General features: G+C 69.9%; 14 protein-coding genes. 9 read left to right on the top strand and 5 right to left on the bottom strand.

Features of this window, described 5'->3' with window-relative positions:
• The first annotated feature begins 21 nt into the window (after window positions 1-21).
• Window positions 22-642: a TetR/AcrR family transcriptional regulator gene (locus K3769_RS38160; RefSeq protein WP_267030788.1), complete on the top strand. Its 621-nt coding sequence runs from the start codon at window positions 22-24 to the stop codon at window positions 640-642.
• An 83-nt stretch (window positions 643-725) separates the two neighbouring features.
• Here K3769_RS38160 and K3769_RS38155 read toward each other — a convergent pair whose 3' ends face one another.
• The gene (locus K3769_RS38155) at window positions 726-1,331 is read right to left on the bottom strand and encodes a GOLPH3/VPS74 family protein (protein WP_267030787.1); all 606 of its coding nucleotides are present in this window, start codon (window positions 1,329-1,331) and stop codon (window positions 726-728) included.
• A gap of 217 nt (window positions 1,332-1,548) precedes the next feature.
• Here K3769_RS38155 and K3769_RS38150 point away from each other — a divergent pair, with 217 nt between their 5' ends.
• From K3769_RS38150 to K3769_RS38140, 3 genes are all read left to right on the top strand, one after another.
• Window positions 1,549-2,469, top strand: a complete 921-nt coding sequence (locus tag K3769_RS38150; protein WP_282566326.1) for a LysR family transcriptional regulator — start codon at window positions 1,549-1,551, stop codon at window positions 2,467-2,469.
• A gap of 184 nt (window positions 2,470-2,653) precedes the next feature.
• Window positions 2,654-3,370: an SDR family NAD(P)-dependent oxidoreductase gene (locus K3769_RS38145; protein ID WP_267030786.1), complete on the top strand. Its 717-nt coding sequence runs from the start codon at window positions 2,654-2,656 to the stop codon at window positions 3,368-3,370.
• A gap of 51 nt (window positions 3,371-3,421) precedes the next feature.
• Window positions 3,422-3,796 carry a YybH family protein gene (locus K3769_RS38140; RefSeq protein WP_267030785.1) on the top strand — a complete coding sequence of 125 codons (375 nt, stop codon included), beginning with the start codon at window positions 3,422-3,424 and terminating at the stop codon, window positions 3,794-3,796.
• A 57-nt stretch (window positions 3,797-3,853) separates the two neighbouring features.
• On the opposite strand, the gene K3769_RS38135 is transcribed toward K3769_RS38140, so the two are convergent.
• The 4 genes from K3769_RS38135 to K3769_RS38120 form a co-directional block, all read right to left on the bottom strand.
• Window positions 3,854-5,071, bottom strand: coding sequence for a glycosyltransferase (locus K3769_RS38135; protein WP_267030784.1), 1,218 nt, complete (start codon window positions 5,069-5,071; stop codon window positions 3,854-3,856).
• Between the two features lie 137 nt (window positions 5,072-5,208).
• Window positions 5,209-6,009 carry an MBL fold metallo-hydrolase gene (locus K3769_RS38130; protein ID WP_267030783.1) on the bottom strand — a complete coding sequence of 267 codons (801 nt, stop codon included), beginning with the start codon at window positions 6,007-6,009 and terminating at the stop codon, window positions 5,209-5,211.
• A gap of 34 nt (window positions 6,010-6,043) precedes the next feature.
• A complete protein-coding gene (locus K3769_RS38125; RefSeq protein ID WP_267030782.1) occupies window positions 6,044-6,604 on the bottom strand; it encodes an ester cyclase in 561 nt (186 codons plus the stop codon).
• 11 nt (window positions 6,605-6,615) lie between these two features.
• Complete coding sequence (locus K3769_RS38120) at window positions 6,616-7,722, bottom strand: MBL fold metallo-hydrolase (protein ID WP_267030781.1); 1,107 nt, start codon at window positions 7,720-7,722, stop codon at window positions 6,616-6,618.
• Between the two features lie 97 nt (window positions 7,723-7,819).
• Here K3769_RS38120 and K3769_RS38115 point away from each other — a divergent pair, with 97 nt between their 5' ends.
• The 5 genes from K3769_RS38115 to K3769_RS38095 all read left to right on the top strand — a co-directional run bounded on the left by K3769_RS38115 (window position 7,820) and on the right by K3769_RS38095 (window position 15,775).
• A complete protein-coding gene (locus K3769_RS38115) occupies window positions 7,820-8,533 on the top strand; it encodes a TetR/AcrR family transcriptional regulator C-terminal domain-containing protein (RefSeq protein WP_267030780.1) in 714 nt (237 codons plus the stop codon).
• Window positions 8,534-8,848: 315 nt separating this feature from the next.
• Window positions 8,849-9,613 carry a serine/threonine protein kinase gene (locus K3769_RS38110; protein WP_372515116.1) on the top strand — a complete coding sequence of 255 codons (765 nt, stop codon included), beginning with the start codon at window positions 8,849-8,851 and terminating at the stop codon, window positions 9,611-9,613.
• A 19-nt stretch (window positions 9,614-9,632) separates the two neighbouring features.
• Complete coding sequence (locus K3769_RS38105; protein ID WP_267030778.1) at window positions 9,633-11,180, top strand: serine/threonine-protein kinase; 1,548 nt, start codon at window positions 9,633-9,635, stop codon at window positions 11,178-11,180.
• A 109-nt stretch (window positions 11,181-11,289) separates the two neighbouring features.
• On the top strand, window positions 11,290-12,549 hold the full coding sequence (locus K3769_RS38100) for a hypothetical protein (protein WP_267030777.1): 1,260 nt from the start codon (window positions 11,290-11,292) through the stop codon (window positions 12,547-12,549).
• A gap of 208 nt (window positions 12,550-12,757) precedes the next feature.
• Window positions 12,758-15,775 (top strand): 3-keto-alpha-glucoside-1,2-lyase-like domain-containing protein, encoded by a 3,018-nt coding sequence (locus K3769_RS38095; protein ID WP_267030776.1) that lies wholly within the window; start codon window positions 12,758-12,760, stop codon window positions 15,773-15,775.
• Window positions 15,776-15,825: the final 50 nt, after the last annotated feature.

Genomic DNA, 15,825 nt, shown 5'->3' with positions numbered 1-15,825 from the left:
GACCGGTCGTACACTCGCCGTATGGGACGGACCAGCGATGCCAGGGTGAAGATTCTCAGCGCCGCCCGGTCGCTCATCGAGCTGCGCGGTTACTCGGCCCTGGGGGTGGCCGAGATATGCAAGGCGGCCGGTGTGCCCAAAGGCAGCTTCTACTACTTCTTCGCATCCAAGGAAGCGCTCGCGCTGGCGGTGATCGACGAGCACTGGACCGGTCAGCGGAGCACCTGGGAACGCATCCTGAGCGGTGACGCCGCCCCGCTGGACCGACTGCGCAGGCTGTTCGAGGAGACGGGGGCCGGACAGCTCGCCGGGCAGCGGAGCTGCGGCAGCGTGTCGGGGTGCCTGTTCGGGAACCTCACGCTCGAGATGAGCAATCAGACGGAGTCCGTCCGCACGCGGCTGCAGGAGATCTTCGAGGCCCAGGCCGCCCTCGTCGAGGCGGTCGTCACGGAGGCCCTCGAACGCCGGGAGGTCACCGTGACCGACACCCGGGAGGCCGCCCGCTCGGTGGTCGCGCAGTTGGAGGGACAGGTGCTGTTCGCCAAGCTGTACAACAACACCCGCCGCCTCGACTCGCTGTGGACGAACTGCCTCGCCCTGCTCGGCGCCCGCACGGCGGGTGAGGTCACCGTCGGGACCTGACTGCCACCGGACGACACCCGGCCGTGGCGCACGGGGGGGCGCGGCCATCCGCCTGGCGTCGTCACTCCCTCCTCACTTCCGCGTCACTGGCCGCGCCAGATGTTGTCGAAGGCCGCGTTCTCGATGCTCCGCCGCTGCCGTACGGCCTCCAGCTCCCGCACCGCGTCGTTCACCGCGGCCAGTACGGTCACCACCCTGTCGTCGACCAGGGTCGCGGCGTCCTCCGCCGGCTCCTCGTGGATGCCCACGGCCGCCGCGAGGAAAGCGAGGACGGGCTCGCCCGACGCCCAGCGGTCGGCCGCCCGGCGACGGGCCGGGGAGTCGGTCAACGTCGCCGCGTCACTCCGGAACGGGATCCACTGGTGGCGCTGGCGAGTGGTCTCCCCTTCCGCACCCAAGTCGTCGACATAGGCCGAGGACAGACCCCGGCCCCGGCGCCACAGCCAATCCTCGACGGTCTCGTACGGCGCCTCGCGGGTGAGCGCCGACGCGGCCTCGTCCAACAGCCGGTCCCCGAGGGCCGTCTGCGGGCCGGGCACGATGCGGTCGTCGTCCAGAGTGAGGGCCTGGGCCTCGCCGAGGTCGATCAGCTCGGCTCCGGCGAGGGCCAGTGACAGGTCGCCCTGCCCGACGGGAGCACTGGACGCCACGTCCATGGTGAGGATCAACAGGTCGCGCGGTGTGGTCATGACGAGCTCCATGTCAAAGGCGTCTGTGTCAAAGGCATCCGTGTCGGAGGTACCGGCGTCAGAGGTGCCGAGGTCAGAGGCATCGGTGCCAGAGGTGTCGGTGCCGGAGGTGTCGGTGCCAGAGGTATCGGTGCCGGAGGTGTCGGTGCCAGAGGTATCGGTCCCGACGTCACTGTAGGCTCCGCCGCTGGGAGGCGTGGCCTCTCACCCCCGTAGCATGACGCGCATGGAGCTGCGCCAACTGCGGTACTTCGTCGCGGTCGCCGAGGAGCTGAACTTCGGCCGGGCCGCCGAGCGCCTGCTGATCGCGGGGCCCTCCCTGTCACAGCAGATCAAGGCCCTGGAACGCGATTTGGGTGTACGACTGTTCGATCGTGACCGCCGCTCGGTGTCCCTCACCCCGGCCGGCTCGGCACTGCTCCCGCACACCCGCGCCCTGCTGGAACGAGCCGCCGACCTCCAGCGGCGCGCCGGCCGGCTGGCAGGATCGGAACCTGTACGGCTCGGGTACGTCAACTGGCTCCCCGGCGACCTGACGGCGCGGGCCGCCGCGGTGGCCCAGCTCCACCTCGACGCGTGGATCGCACCCTCGCACACCCAGGCGGCCCGCGTCGCCGACGGCAGCCTGGACCTCGCCGTCTGCTGGGTCAGGACCGAGGACCTGGAACGACGCGGCCTGCGCGCCCGGCTCATCGGCGCCGACCGGCTCTACGCCGTGGCCGCCGGCGACGACGCGAGCGACGTGGCGGCCCAGGACACCGCCGTCCTTCTCGACGACGACACCACCTCCTGGTCGTCCTGGAACACCTACGCCGAACTGCTGGCACGGGACACCGGGGCCCGTGCGGTACGCATCACCGACGGAGGCATCACCGGTCCCGCGTTCTTCGACCATGTCCGCCGCAGCGGCCTCCCGGTCATCAACTCGCCCAAGGGGCAGACCACTCCCCTGCCGGCCGACCTGGTCCGCCGCCCGGTCGTCGCGCCGGAGATCCACTGGACCTGGTCCCTGGTCCGGCGCGCGAGCGAGGACCGTCCCGCGGTACTCGCCCTCGTGGACGCGCTCTGCGACGGCGTCGGCGACCTCGTGCCGCACGCCCCGGACGCCTGGCTGCCCGGGGGCGACCCGCACCGCTGACGTGCGCTGACGTGCGCTGACGTGCGCTGGGAGGCTACGCCTACCAACAGCTAGAAAGCCGGTCCCGGCCAAGACCCCGTCGCCCTTTGACTCCCCCTGCGACCGCGCCTACATTCCAAATAGTCGACCGGTCGGCTAGTTAATCGGTCGGTCGAGAAACCACCTCACCTCGAAGAAGGTCGTCATGAGCGCTCAGGACCAGAAGGTCGCCGTCATCACCGGTGCTTCGCAGGGCATCGGTGCCGCCCTGGTCGACGCCTACCGCAAGCTCGGGTACGCCGTCGTCGCCACCTCGCGCACCATCGAATTCTCCGGCGACGCGGGCGTCGTGACCGTGCGGGGTGACATCGCCGATCCCGCGACCGCCGAGCGCGTCATCGCCGCCGGCATCAAGCAGTTCGGACGTATCGACACCGTCGTCAACAACGCCGGTCTCTTCGTCGCCAAGCCCTTCACCGACTACACCGCCGACGACTACGCCACCGTGACCGGTGTGAACCTGACCGGCTTCTTCCGCGTCACCCGGCTGGCCGTCGAGCACATGCTCGCCCAGGGCGGCGGCGGCCACATCGTCAACATCACCACCAGCCTGGTCGACAACGCCGACTCCAGGGTCCCCTCCGTGCTCGCCTCGTTGACCAAGGGCGGTCTGCAGTCCGCCACGAAGTCCCTCGCCATCGAGTACGCCACCCGTGGCATCCGCGCCAACGCGGTCTCCCCGGGCACCGTCAGGACGCCGATGCACCCCGAGGAGACCCATGCGGCCCTCGCCGCCCTGCAGCCGGTCGGCCGGCTCGGCGAGGAGAGCGACATCGTCGACGCGGTGCTCTACCTGGAGAACGCCCCGTTCGTCACCGGCGAGATCCTGCACGTCGACGGCGGCATGAGCGCCGGCCACTGACCCGTCCCGACCGACCCGAGCGGGGTCGGCCCCAGCGACAGGAGAACTCCGATGAGCGACATGACGGAAGACGGCGAAGCGGTCCTGCGCGCTGTGCTCGACCGGTGGAAGGCCGCCGTCGACCAGCACGAACCGGAGCGGGTGGCCGCGCAGTTCACCGAGGACGCCGTCTTTCAGGGACTGCGTCCCCACAGCGTCGGAAGGCCGGGCGTGGCCGCCTACTACGCGTCCCAGCCCCTCGGGCTGACGGCCGAGTACCGGATCCTCGAAACCCGGCGCCCGGCCGACGACCTCGTACTCGGTTATCTGAACGTCGACTTCTCGTTCACGGACCGCCCCACGCTCAGTGTCCACCTCGGTGTGCTGGTGCGGCGCGGGCAGGAGGGCTGGCAGATCAGCTACTACCAGGTCTCCCAGCCCAGTTGAACCGGCTGCTGCCGGTCAGGTGCTCCCGATCGGGGGCCAACGATCAGGCGCCGTCGATCAGGCGGCGCCGGCCAGCAGGAGTCCGGCGGCCACCGCCGCTCCGTCGGTGCGGATCGCACCGGCCACGGCGGTGGCCCGTACCCGCGTCTCGGGAGCCAGGGCCGTCCTGAGCGCGGCAGACAGGGACTCGGCGGTCGGGGCGGGGCCGTCGTGGGCGGCGCCGATGCCCAACTCGGCCACGCGAGCGGCGAAGTACGGCTGGTCGCCGCCCTGGGGCACCACCACCTGCGGTGTGCCCGACCAGGTGGCCGTCGTGGTCGTACCCGCGCCACCGTGGTGGACGACGGCCGCCGTCCGGCCGAACAGGGCCTGATGGTTGGCCTCGCCGACGACGAAGCAGTCGTCCTGACCGGCGACCGGGGCGAGTCCGGCCCAGCCGTGGGAGACGATCACGCGACGGCCCTGCGCACGAACCGCTTCGACGGCAGCCCGCGCGACCTCCGCCGGATCACCCATGGGAACGCTGCCGAAACCCACGTACACCGGGGGTGCGCCGGCGTCCAGGAACGCCGACAGCTCGGCCGGGAGCGGGCGTTCGTCCGGCACGAGCCACGCGCCGGTCTGCACCACCTCCAGGTCCGACGGCTGCTGCCACGGCGCCAGCACCGGGTCGGAGGCCAGCCACGGGCGGTCGGTGAAGACGTGGTCCCGGACGTTGTCCACCGGCGGCAGGCCGACCGACACGCGGTGGGTGTTGACCGCCTCGCCGAACACGGACTGCGCGTCACGGGCGTCCTGGTCCCAGAGCGCCCGGTTGTCGGTCACGTCCGCCGACAGGGGCTTCCCCGGCCGCGGAATCGGCCGGTGGTGGGGTGACGGCAGGCTGACCGGCTGGTAACTCGCGTACACATAGCGGATGCCCAGTTTCTCGGCGGCCGACTTCACCCCCGCCACGGCCGGTACGAGGCCGGTCGCCACCAGCACCTCGGCCCCCGCGCCCGCCGCCATGACGTTGTCGTGGAACGCGGCGACCAGTTCGGCCGCGCGCCGGGGCACACCCCCGGCCGTCGGCGGTGTCCTGCCGGTCACGAGCCGGCGCACCGACTGCCCGGTCGGCACCATCTCCACGCCGGCCCCGGCCAGTCGCTCCGCGAACTCCTCGTCGGGCGGCGCGCACACGCGCACCTCCGCGTCCAGTTCCCGCAGTCGCACCGCGAGCGCCACGAGCGGTTCGACACCGCCGCGCGAATCATAGGCAGCCAACACCACACGCATTCAGTACCCCTGTCCCCACAACGCCTTCGGCCCCTGCTCGGTCACCGGTGCCGTGTCACATGCTCGGCCACAGGGCCGCGCCTGGGTGCGACTATCGCATCGACGACCGCGAGCGGGTGGGTATCGCCGGGCGTGGGTCAGCCGCTCACGCCCCGGCCGCGAACGCGAGCAGCTTCGAACAGGGCGGGATCGTGGGCGCAGACCACGGACAGGTGCTCCGCACCGTCCTCGCGGAGTTCGGCGAGACGTGCCTGATTGGCTCGCAGGGCCTTGATGTCGTGGGCGACGAGGCGTTCCTGGATCCGGAGCGCGGCCGGGACATGGGTCGTACCGTCGAGGGTGCCCGGGTGGTAGAAGGTGTCTCCGCAGTGCAGGACCCAGTGGTCGCCGGCGTCGACCGCGACGGCCGCGTGTCCTCTGGTGTGGCCCGGCATCGGCACCAGCACGATGCCGTCGTCGATCCCGGTGAGCTGTTCGGCGGCGGCGAATCCCCGCCACTGTTCTCCGGTCGGGTCGTGCCGGACCAGCTTCGGGTGGTGGGACAACTGGGTAGGCCGGTAGCGGCTCTTCTCCAGTCGGGTGGCCGGTGACAGGGCCCCGCGCGCTTCCGCCGCCGTGACGTGGACCTGTGCGGCCGGGAAGTCGGCGAGTCCCCCGATGTGGTCCAGGTCGAAGTGGGTCACCACGATGTGCGTGACGTCCTCCCGCCGGAATCCGAGCCCCTCGATCTGGTGCAGCGCCGTCTCGTGGGGGTCCAGGGCAGGCCGGATGATGTGGCGTACGCCGCCGATGCGGCGGGCCGGATCGGCGATGTCCTTCGTCCCGAAGCCGGAGTCGACGAGGACGAGGCCCTTGCCGGTCTCGACCGCCAGGACGTGGCAGACGAGTGGCGCGCCCGGCAGTCGCATGGTCCCGCAGTTGAGGTGGTGGACCTTCATCCGAGAGCCTCCGGCATCGCGGCCATGGCCGGCCTCACTTGACGAACTCGGGCGGGGTGGTTTCGACGAGCCGAGGATCCTGTGCGCCGCCCGCCATGGACAGAACTCCTCTGACGATGCGGGCGAGTTTGAGCAGCCCGCTCGGCCTGCGTTTGTCGACGCCCGCCACCAGTTGCTTCAGGATGGTCAACTGGTCGAAGTAGATCCGCTCGGTGACGAGGTTCTCGTTCTCGTCGAAGACGAAGAACGCGTTCATGCGCGTACGGTGCTCGCCGCCCGTCGGCGGTATCTTGCCGAGGGGGCCGAGGTGTGTGCCCAGCAGCCAGAACTCCACGATGACGGCGTCGACGCTGTGCCGGAACGCGATGATCTCGTGGCGCTGGTCGGGGAAGGCGACCCGGGTGTCGTCGTAGTAGGCGCGTACGTCCGTGTCGCCGTCGTGCACCTTCATCTGCGCGACGAGTTCGTAGTGAGGGTGCGGGAAGGTGGACAGGGTGGCGTCCCAGTCCTGGGCCACCTCGTCGCGGAAGTGGTCGAGGACGAGTGTCTCCCGGGCGCGGAGCACGGACTCGTCGGGCAGCACGAAGCGGTTCATGGTCGGGCTCGCTAACGGGTGTGGGTGAGGGCGTGGTGGCTGAACGTGGGTTTGGTGCCGGGGTTCGTCCAGGCGCCGGTCAGTTCGCTGGACGGGAAGAACTGCAGGAAGCGGGGGTCTCGCTGACTCGGGTCGGCGAGCGTCTTCTCCAGGACGACCGAGTTGTACTGGTCGGCCGTGGTCTCGATGGTGTTGGCGTTGAGGACGGCCTCGTACTCCCATTCGCGGCTCCATCCGGCCACCCCGGGGAGCTTCGAGTGTTCCGGCGTCAGGCATTCGGCCGCTATGACGTTCTCACTGCTGACCCAGATCCCGGTCGAGGTGTTGACGACCAGGCTCTGGTTGCCGAACACATGGCCCGGTGTCTTCACCACGGCGACACCGGGGCCGAGGACGACGGAGCCCTCGATCGGGAGGAACGCCTCGGGCGGCACGTCACGGTAGGCGGCTGGCTGGTACCAGGGCTTCTGCAGCGGGTGCAGTTCGGCCATGCCGGCGAGTTCGTCGCGCTGCACGATGACCTTGGCGTTCGGGAAGGCCGCCGTCGGCCGGTCGCCGAGGTCCTGCTGGTACGCCGTCGTGCCCACCCAGCGGCGGAGATCCTGCGTGTGGAGGTGGTCGAACATCAGGTAGTCGACGTCCTGCGGCGCGATTCCCAGCGCAGCGAGATGTTCCAGGACCGTGGCGTACCGGGTCAGCATCAGACGGGCGACGGCGGCCGGTGTCCGCCGACTCAGGCGGTCGAAGTACGGGGTGTACTGGCCGAGTTCGACGTCGCTGGGCTCGAACAGCAGCACCCGGGCCCGGCCGTCGGTCTCCCGCCAGCGGATGACCAGCATGCGGTTGGTGATCGACAGGAACGGCGCGACGGCTCGCGAGGCACGGAAGAGGCCGAACCGCGTCGGGTAGGGCAGCGTGACCAGGTCGCAGGTGGTGACGCTGTCGGGCGTGCCCGTCGTGGCGAACTCGCGCTTGAACACGGCGCCCTCCGTCCGGACCGCGGCCAGTCGTGCCCCCGGCCCGCCCGGTACGCGGCTGGGGTCGGTGAGCGAGTCGACCGGGGTGCCGATGCCCGGCAGGTCGGCCACGTTCGCCGTGTTCCACGGAAAGGGCTGCATGCCGGTCTCCATCGAGTTAATTCCACATCGTGGGTATGACGCATCACGGTTATAGTCCACGCCGTGGGTTTACGCAAGGATGAGGCATGATGAGGGGGTGACGAATCGGACGGCGCCCGCCGACAAGCAGCCCGGAATCCCACCCCGGCGCGGCCGGCCCCGCAAAGGCGCCGGAACGCTGACCAGGGACGCCGTCATCAAGGCCGCGATCTGCGTCATCGACGAGGAGGGCGTCGAGGGGGTCGGCATGCGAACGGTGGCCCGGCGCCTGGGAGTCGACGCGAAAAGCCTCTACAACTACGTCGACGGCAAGGACCACCTCCTCGACGCCGTCGCCGAACACATCCTGCTCGGGGTGGCACTCCCGGAGCCGACGGGGTCGCTCGACGCGGATCTGCGCACCATCGGCAGGACGTTCCGCGCCGCCACCCTCGCGCATCCCCGCGCCGGAGCCCTCGTACTGACCCGGCAGCTCTCCTCCTCGGCCGGCCTGCGGCCCGTGGCCTCGGTGCTGTCGGTGCTGCGCTCGGCCGGCTGCGGGCCCGAGGAGGCGGTGCACCTGCTCCGGACGCTGCTGGCCTCGGTCGTCGGGACCCTGCTGCGGGAGGTCGCGGCGGGTCCGACCTTCGGGGTGGTCGGCCCCGAGGCCACGGCGGCCCGCCGGCGCGACCTGGAGGCCTCGGGCCTGCCCGTGCTCGTCGAAGCGGCCCCGCATCTGGCGCGGTTCAGCCACGACGAGGAGTTCGAGTACGCGCTCGACCTGATCGTCACCGCTGTCACGAGGAAGATCGGCGACGGCGGCCGGCCGTGACCACGGCGGTCACGCCGAACCGCTTCGGCGGGCGGCGGCGACGAGCCGCGCACGGTCGGACAGAGGGCGCTTTGCGCACATGTGCCGCGGAACGCGTTTCCCCTTCGCTCCCCTCCTCCTGAGCGCCACGATTCACCCTTCCCAGGAGCGTTTCCGGGGAACTACTGCCGCACGCACGGCGTCAAACGTATCGGGCTTGCCACCCCAGCACTTCGCCCGACATTTCGCCGAGACCTGAGCACGCCGCGCAATCGCCCTCCCGCACCATGCGTCGAATGCCCGTTGAGCCGCTGACCACTTTGGGGACCATTCGCAGTGACCACCGTAATCGTGCAGCTTTCCGACGCCGTCGTGCGCCACTCCGACGATCCCAGGCCCGAGCCGCGGCTGGTGCGTCTGAGCCCGGGCCAGAGCGCCGATTTCGGCCGGGGGGAGCCCGGGACACCGCCGCCCATCCCCTTGCGTGATCCCGCGGTGTCGCGCTGCGCCGGTCAGGTCACGGCCGTGGAGGACTACTGGCGTCTTTCCAATTACAGCGCCGAGGCGACATATGTCGTGGAGAACCTCGAAGGGGCGGGAGAACACATCCGGGTCGCACCGGGACGGATTGGTGCACCCGTCCCGTTCGAGCTGGCCCGGGTAATTCTGCCCGCGGCCGAAAACCCCATGGAATTCAAGGTGTTCGCACCCCAGCACGCGTATACGGAAGCCGGGTGCGACAGCTCCGCCGGGGAGCCGACGACGAGCCCCTTCTCGCTGAACCCCACGTCCAAGTATTTCCTGGTACTGCTGGCCCTGTGCGAACCTCGGCTGCGCTTCCCTTCGAGCGCGGCCGTCCCTGGCGTGGGAGAGGTTCTCGAACGGCTGCGAGCACTGCCGAGCTGCCACGATCTGACCCGGTCCGCGCTCAACTACCACATCGACTACCTCGCCGACACGAAGCTGCGGCTGCGGGAGGGCCCGGCGGGCTCGTACGGCGGGGCGGGAGGCAAGCGCGAACGACTGGTCAGCCTCGCCCTGCGGTTCAATCTGGTCCGTGAAGAGCACTTGGCTCTGCTCCCCCCAGCCGTCAGACGCTGAACCGAAAGGCCCACCCAGGATGAACCACTCGCACTCCACTCCCCCGCTCGACCCCGCGCCGGGATACCGCATCTCGGACTGGGAGATCACCGGTCTGATCGGCTCGGGCAGCTGGGGCAGCGTGTACGCGGCCCAGAAGGTCGTGGACAGCGCCGCGGGCGGCTCGGCCGTCGCCATCAAGCTGCTGCGCACCGACCTGCTGACACCGGGACAGCGTGCGTCGATGGAGGAACTGGCCCACAAGGAGGCGCAGTTCAGCACGGAGGCGGACCACCCCCACCTCGTACGTACTCACGCGGTCGTGACCCTGCGCGATCCCGAGCGGCCCGAGCTGGACGGCATGACGGCCCTGGTGATGGACCGTGCGGAACGCAGTCTCCAGGATCTCCTGGCGGCGGGCGGGACCGGGCGCCCGCTGCCGGAGGCGGAGCGGATCCTCAGCGGGGTGGCTTCGGGACTTGCGCACATGCACACGCACGGCTGGATCCACGCGGACCTCAAGCCCGCGAACATCCTCCTCGGTCCCGAACGCGCCGTGTGGCTCGCGGACTTCGGGCTCACCGTGGAGCTGGAGGGCACCCACGCCTACGTACCGCCGCTGGGGTCGCTGGACCACGTGCCCCCGGAGTGGTGGTCGGAGCGCACCGGCGTCCACGGCACGACCGTACGCAAGACGGCGGACATCTGGGCGTTCGGTGTGCTGGCGCACCAGGTGCTCACGGGCGGCCTGCATCCGTTCCCCGGTGGGACGGCAAGGGCTCGCTCGCTGGCCGCGCAGGCCTATGCCAACGGTTCGGCCCCGCTCCGCCTGGACGACTCCCTCGAACCGGAGTGGCGCAAACTGATCGCGGAATGCCTGGCTCCCGATCACGCGTCGAGAGCGGCCCTCGGCGCGGACGAACTGTCCCGTCGGGCAGAGGCGTTACACGCCGAGCGCCTTCCCCGGCCCGTGTACCGGCGTCCGGCGGTCCTGGTCGCCGCCGGTCTCACCGCCTGTGCGACGGTCGCCGGCACCTTGATGGCCTTCGTCCCCTCGGACGGCAAGGACGCCCCTGAGAGGTCGAAGTCCTCGGCGAGCGCGACCGCGCTCGCCGACACCGTGCTGCCGGGGGCCATCCCCGCCGACTCCGACGTGCCGGTCTCGCTGCGGCCCATCATCACCGACGCCGCGAAGCGGTGCACCGACGCGGAGGTCACTCCGGCGTTACTGGCCGCGATGCTCAAGGCCGAGAGCGATTTCGACCCGAAGGCGTCCCGGCCCGCCACCGGCGAGTACGGCATCGCCATGTGGACGCCCGCGGTGTTCAAGGCATGGGCGGTGGACGGCGACCGCGACGGCGACAAGGACTACATGTCCCCCGCCGATGCCATCGGGACGATGTCCGTGTTCACCTGCTGGCTCGACCAGCGCTTCAAGCAGAGCGACATGCGCAAGAACCTGCCCGGGCTGATCGCGGCCGGTTACCGCACGAGTGACCGGACCGTCATCGAGGCCGGTGGCGTGCCGAAGGCCGTGCAGCCCTACGTGGACGAGGTCCTCGCCAATCTCAAGAAGTACACGGCCTGACACACCGGGGGCGGGTCCGACCCTGACATGCGTCAGGAGCGGACCCGGCCCACCGCCGCATAGCGTCGCGGATCATTCCGTCACCGTAGGCAACAGGGGGCATCTGATCATGCGGCACTTCTCATCCCTCCGCAGCGGCCCGAGAGCGGCCGGCCGCAGCGGCCCCAGGGCGGCGCGGCGGGCACTGTTCTCGGCGGGCGCCCTGCTGCTCTGCCTGGCGACAGCGGCCACCACCGCGTCCGCCGCTCCGGCCGCTCCGGGTGGCACGGCGGGCGATTCCGGGGGCGCGGTGTCTTCCAAGACAGCTCAGATCGAGGTCCCGGCCGGTGTCACCGCGGGCGTCGCGGTCTACGACCGGCAGGCGGGTACCTTCACCGACCAGCTGAACGCGAGCATGCCGTTCCGGTCGGCGTCCATCGTCAAGCTGCTGCTGGTGCTCGACTTCTTCCGGAACCGCGGTCCGAACTACACGATCCCGGCCGCCGACCGCGCCCTGCTGGAACCGATGCTCCGCAGCAGCAACGACGACGCGGCCAGTCACTACTGGGAGGTCAACGGCGGCCCGGCGATCGTCGAACGCATGAAGACCGACCTCACGCTGAGCGACACGGCCGTTCCGCCCGCCGGATACGAGGGCTACTGGGGATACACGGCCATCTCGGCCCGGGACACGGTCAAGATCTACCGCTACATCCTCGAACAGGCCGCGGCGCCCGTACGTGAGTTCATCATGTCCAACCTGCGGCAGTCGACGCGCTGCGCCTCGGACTCCTTCGACCAGCACTTCGGCATTCCCGGCGCCTTCGACCGGCCCTGGGCCGTCAAGCAGGGCTGGTCGGGCGAGTACGAGGACGGCACCTGCGGCCCGGACAGCGCGCGGAAAGCGGCATCGGCGTCGAAGTCCGCGGGCCGGGAGGCGGAGGGAGCCAAGTCCGCGGACACGGTCAACCTGTCCCGGCCGGCCCTGCACACCACCGGCACGGTCGGCCCGGACGACCGGACCATCGTCGCCGTCCTCACCCTGCACCCGCTCGGCACCACCTACGGCCAGGCCTACACCGACATCGGCAGGCTGACCCGCGGTCTCGACGTGCCCGGCGCGACCAGGCCGGCCGGCAAGTGGTACGGCACGTGGGGCGAGCGGGTCGCCGTCCGGGAGACGGCGACCACCGCGTCGGGCTCCAGGACGCGGCTGCCCGCCGGGGTGGAGGTCCTGATCAGCTGCCAGAAGCAGGGCGGGACCGTCTCCGTACCGCCGTACACCAACAACTGGTGGGCGTACCTGCCCCAGTACGGCGGCTACATGTCCAACATCTATGTCAGCGCACCGGAGAACAAGCTGCCCGACGTTCCGGTCTGCACCTCCTGACGTCTGACGTCCGCCGGGGCGCTGTGGGGGGCACCGCTCGAACGCGGTGTCCCCCACTGCTCGTTCGGCGGGCAGGACTTTGCACACTCACAGTACAAAGTATGGACATGCCAAGTGAAAGCCCCGTAGGTTGGCGGCGCACCGCAGCCCCGTCAGAGAAGACCGGAACGCAGTCCGGCACGGTCCGGTCCCGCTTCATGGAGGACCGTTGTCCCACCATCAATTCCTGCGTGCCCGAAGACTTCTCACCTCTCTGCTGACCGGAGCCGTTCTGACCGGTGGCCTCCTCGCCGCACCGGGCTCCTCGGCCGCCACGAACGCCGCCGCGGCCATTCCGCCCCAGGAACCCGGCGTCACCCTGCGCGTGTTCGACGTGCAGACGCCCCTGAGCAAGCTCTGCACCCTCAAGCCCGGGCAGACCCCCAACCACGACGCGCTCAAGTCGACGGTGGACTGGTCCACGACCGATGACTTCGGCGGCTTCTCCGACCGGTTCGTCTCGGAGGTGACCGGCTATCTGGTCGTACCGAGCGACGGCACCTACGGCCTGCGCCTGACCAGCGACGACGGGTCCCGGCTGAGCATCGACGGCGCCACCGTGATCGACCACGACGGGCTGCACGGCGCGGAGCCGAAGGACACCTCGGTCCAGCTCACCGCCGGTTCGCACCCCCTGCGCATCGAGCACTTCGAGCGGGACGGCGGGCAGGAGCTGCGGCTGGCCTGGAAGCCGCCGGGCGCGAGCGACTTCACGACCGTGCCGCGCGAGGCGCTCAGCACGGACGCCGGCGTCGTACGGGTCACGGCCCCCGGACGCAAGGAGTGCGAGGCGAGCGGCGACACCCCCGGCGACGGCCTCCCCCTCACCGACGTACGCCCCGACCTGGACCTCACCGATCTGCGCCCCGACGGTTTCGAACCGCAGGTCACCGGCATGGACTGGCTGCCCGACGGACGGCTGGCGATCAGCACCTGGGGCGGCTCCGACAACGTTGCCGGAGAGGTGTACCTGCTCGACAACGTGACCGGAAAGACCAGCAAGGACAAGGTCACCGTCAAGAAGGTGGCGAGCGGGCTGCGGGAGCCCATGGGGATCAAGTACGTGGACGGCTCGCTGTACGTCTCGCAGAAGCACCAGCTGACCCGGCTCGTCGACAAGAACCACGACGACGTCACCGACGAGTACCGCGAGATCGCGACCTGGCCGTACGGCAAGAACTTCCACGAGTTCGCCTTCGGACTCCTGTACCGCGACGGCTACTTCTACGTGAACCTCTCCGTGTCCATCAACCTCGGCGGCGCGACCACCGTTCCGCAGCCGGCGCCGGGCCGCGGGACCACGTACAAGGTCAGCAGGAAGACCGGGAAGATCAGTCCGATCGCGGGTGGACTGCGGACGCCGAACGGGATCGGCTGGGGTCCGAAGGGCGAGATCTTCGCGACGGACAACCAGGGTGGCTGGCTGCCCTCGTCGAAGCTCGTGCACGTCAAGCAGGGCCGCTTCTTCAACCACTACACCGAGCCGTCCGGCGCCTTCGACGCGGCCACTCCGACCGCGCCGGTGCTGTGGCTGCCGCAGAACGAGATCGCCAACTCGCCCTCCACACCGCTGTATGTGAAGAAGGGCCAGTTCAAGGGCCAGATGCTGATCGGCGACGTGACCTACGGCGGTCTGCAGCGCGCGTACCTGGAGAAAGTCGACGGTCAGTACCAGGGCGCCGTGTTCCGCTACACGCAGGGCCTCGAAGCCGGTGTGAACCGCCTCAGCTACGGTCCCGACGGCTCGATCTACGCCGGTGGTCTGGGCGCCGACGGCAACTGGGGCCAGGAGGGCAAGCTCAAGTTCGGCCTGCAGAAGCTCACTCCCAACGGCGGCAACACCTTCGACATCAAGACGATGCGTGCCGTCCCGGGCGGCTTCGACCTGACCTACACCCAGCCGGTGTCCGCGAAGACGGCCGAGGAGCTGGCCAAGCACTACAAGGCCGAGCAGTGGCGGTACACCCCGACCAGCGACTACGGCGGCCCGAAGATCGCCGAAGAGGTGCTGCCCGTGCGGTCGGCCGAGCTGTCCAAGGACAAGCGGACCGTGAAGCTGCGCCTCGACGAGCTGAAGCCCGGCCGGGTCGTGCACCTGCGCTCCCCGCGCCCCTTCACCTCCGAGTCCGGTGAGTCGCTGTGGAACACCGAGGCCTGGTACACGCTCAACGCCATGCCCGGCAAGCAGCCTCCCGCCGCCACCACGTACGAGGCCGAGGAGGCCCGGCTGACCGGCGTGGCCGGCATCGCCACGGACCACACCGGCTACTCCGGCAGCGGGTTCGTCGCGCGGTACAACACGGAGGGCAAGGTCGCCACGACCTTCGACGTGCAGGTCGAGAAGTCGGGCACGTACGACGTCAACCTGCGGTACTCCAACGGGCCGAACCCGTTCGAGGGGACCAAGTCGCTCTCCCTGTACGCCAACGGGAAGAAGCTGCGGCAGGTGAAGCTGGCCTCCACCAGCAACTGGGACACCTGGTCCACGCAGACCGAACCGATAAAGCTGCGCAAGGGGAACAACACCGTCTCCTACCGCTACGAAGCCGGGGACACCGGTCATGTCAACCTCGACCTGATCACCGTCCGCCCCCAGGGTGCGTCCCTCACGCTCTTCGACGGGACGGCGGCCTCGCAGTCGCAGTGGCAGCACACGGACGGCCGACGGCTTGAGTGGCCGCTCGCCGACGAGCAGTCCATGGAGGTGTGCTGCGGTGACATCCGGACCATAGACGCCTACCAGGACTTCAAGCTGCACGCCGAGTTCCGGGTTCCGCTGCTGCCCGACGACGTCACCGGACAGAACCGCGGGAACAGCGGGATCTTCATCCAGGACCGCTACGAACTGCAGATCCTCGACTCCTACGGTGACACCACACTGGACACCAACGAAGCCGGAGCCATCTATCTGAAGAAGGCGCCCGACGTGAACGCGGCCAAGGCGCCGGAGACCTGGCAGACCTACGACATCGTCTTCCGTGCCGCCCGCTACGACGACAGCGGCAACAAGACCGCGGACGCCCGGCTGACCGTGGTGTGGAACGGCCAGAAGGTGCACGACGACATCACCCTCGACAGCCACACCGCCTCGGGCCGGGCCGAGACACCGTCGACGGGGCCGATCCGGCTGCAGGACCACGGGAACAAGGTCCGCTTCCGCAACATCAGGCTGGAGCCGCTCACGTGACCCGACGTGTGCGACGAGGTGAAGTGAAGTGACCCGAGCCGGGCCCGGTC

Origin of the sequence: Streptomyces ortus (assembly GCF_026341275.1) — a bacterium.
In the GTDB taxonomy this organism is placed as follows: Bacteria; Actinomycetota; Actinomycetes; order Streptomycetales; family Streptomycetaceae; genus Streptomyces; species Streptomyces ortus.
Note: the sequence above shows the minus strand (reverse complement) of the source record. Positions and strands in the feature narration are given on the sequence as shown.

Coding starts and splice junctions, on each gene's coding strand:
- K3769_RS38160 (WP_267030788.1), top strand. CDS start 22: ATGGGACGGACCAGCGATGCCAGGGTGAAGATTCTCAGCGCCGCCCGG.
- K3769_RS38155 (WP_267030787.1), bottom strand. CDS start 1,331: ATGACCACACCGCGCGACCTGTTGATCCTCACCATGGACGTGGCGTCC.
- K3769_RS38150 (WP_282566326.1), top strand. CDS start 1,549: ATGACGCGCATGGAGCTGCGCCAACTGCGGTACTTCGTCGCGGTCGCC.
- K3769_RS38145 (WP_267030786.1), top strand. CDS start 2,654: ATGAGCGCTCAGGACCAGAAGGTCGCCGTCATCACCGGTGCTTCGCAG.
- K3769_RS38140 (WP_267030785.1), top strand. CDS start 3,422: ATGAGCGACATGACGGAAGACGGCGAAGCGGTCCTGCGCGCTGTGCTC.
- K3769_RS38135 (WP_267030784.1), bottom strand. CDS start 5,071: ATGCGTGTGGTGTTGGCTGCCTATGATTCGCGCGGCGGTGTCGAACCG.
- K3769_RS38130 (WP_267030783.1), bottom strand. CDS start 6,009: ATGAAGGTCCACCACCTCAACTGCGGGACCATGCGACTGCCGGGCGCG.
- K3769_RS38125 (WP_267030782.1), bottom strand. CDS start 6,604: ATGAACCGCTTCGTGCTGCCCGACGAGTCCGTGCTCCGCGCCCGGGAG.
- K3769_RS38120 (WP_267030781.1), bottom strand. CDS start 7,722: ATGCAGCCCTTTCCGTGGAACACGGCGAACGTGGCCGACCTGCCGGGC.
- K3769_RS38105 (WP_267030778.1), top strand. CDS start 9,633: ATGAACCACTCGCACTCCACTCCCCCGCTCGACCCCGCGCCGGGATAC.
- K3769_RS38100 (WP_267030777.1), top strand. CDS start 11,290: ATGCGGCACTTCTCATCCCTCCGCAGCGGCCCGAGAGCGGCCGGCCGC.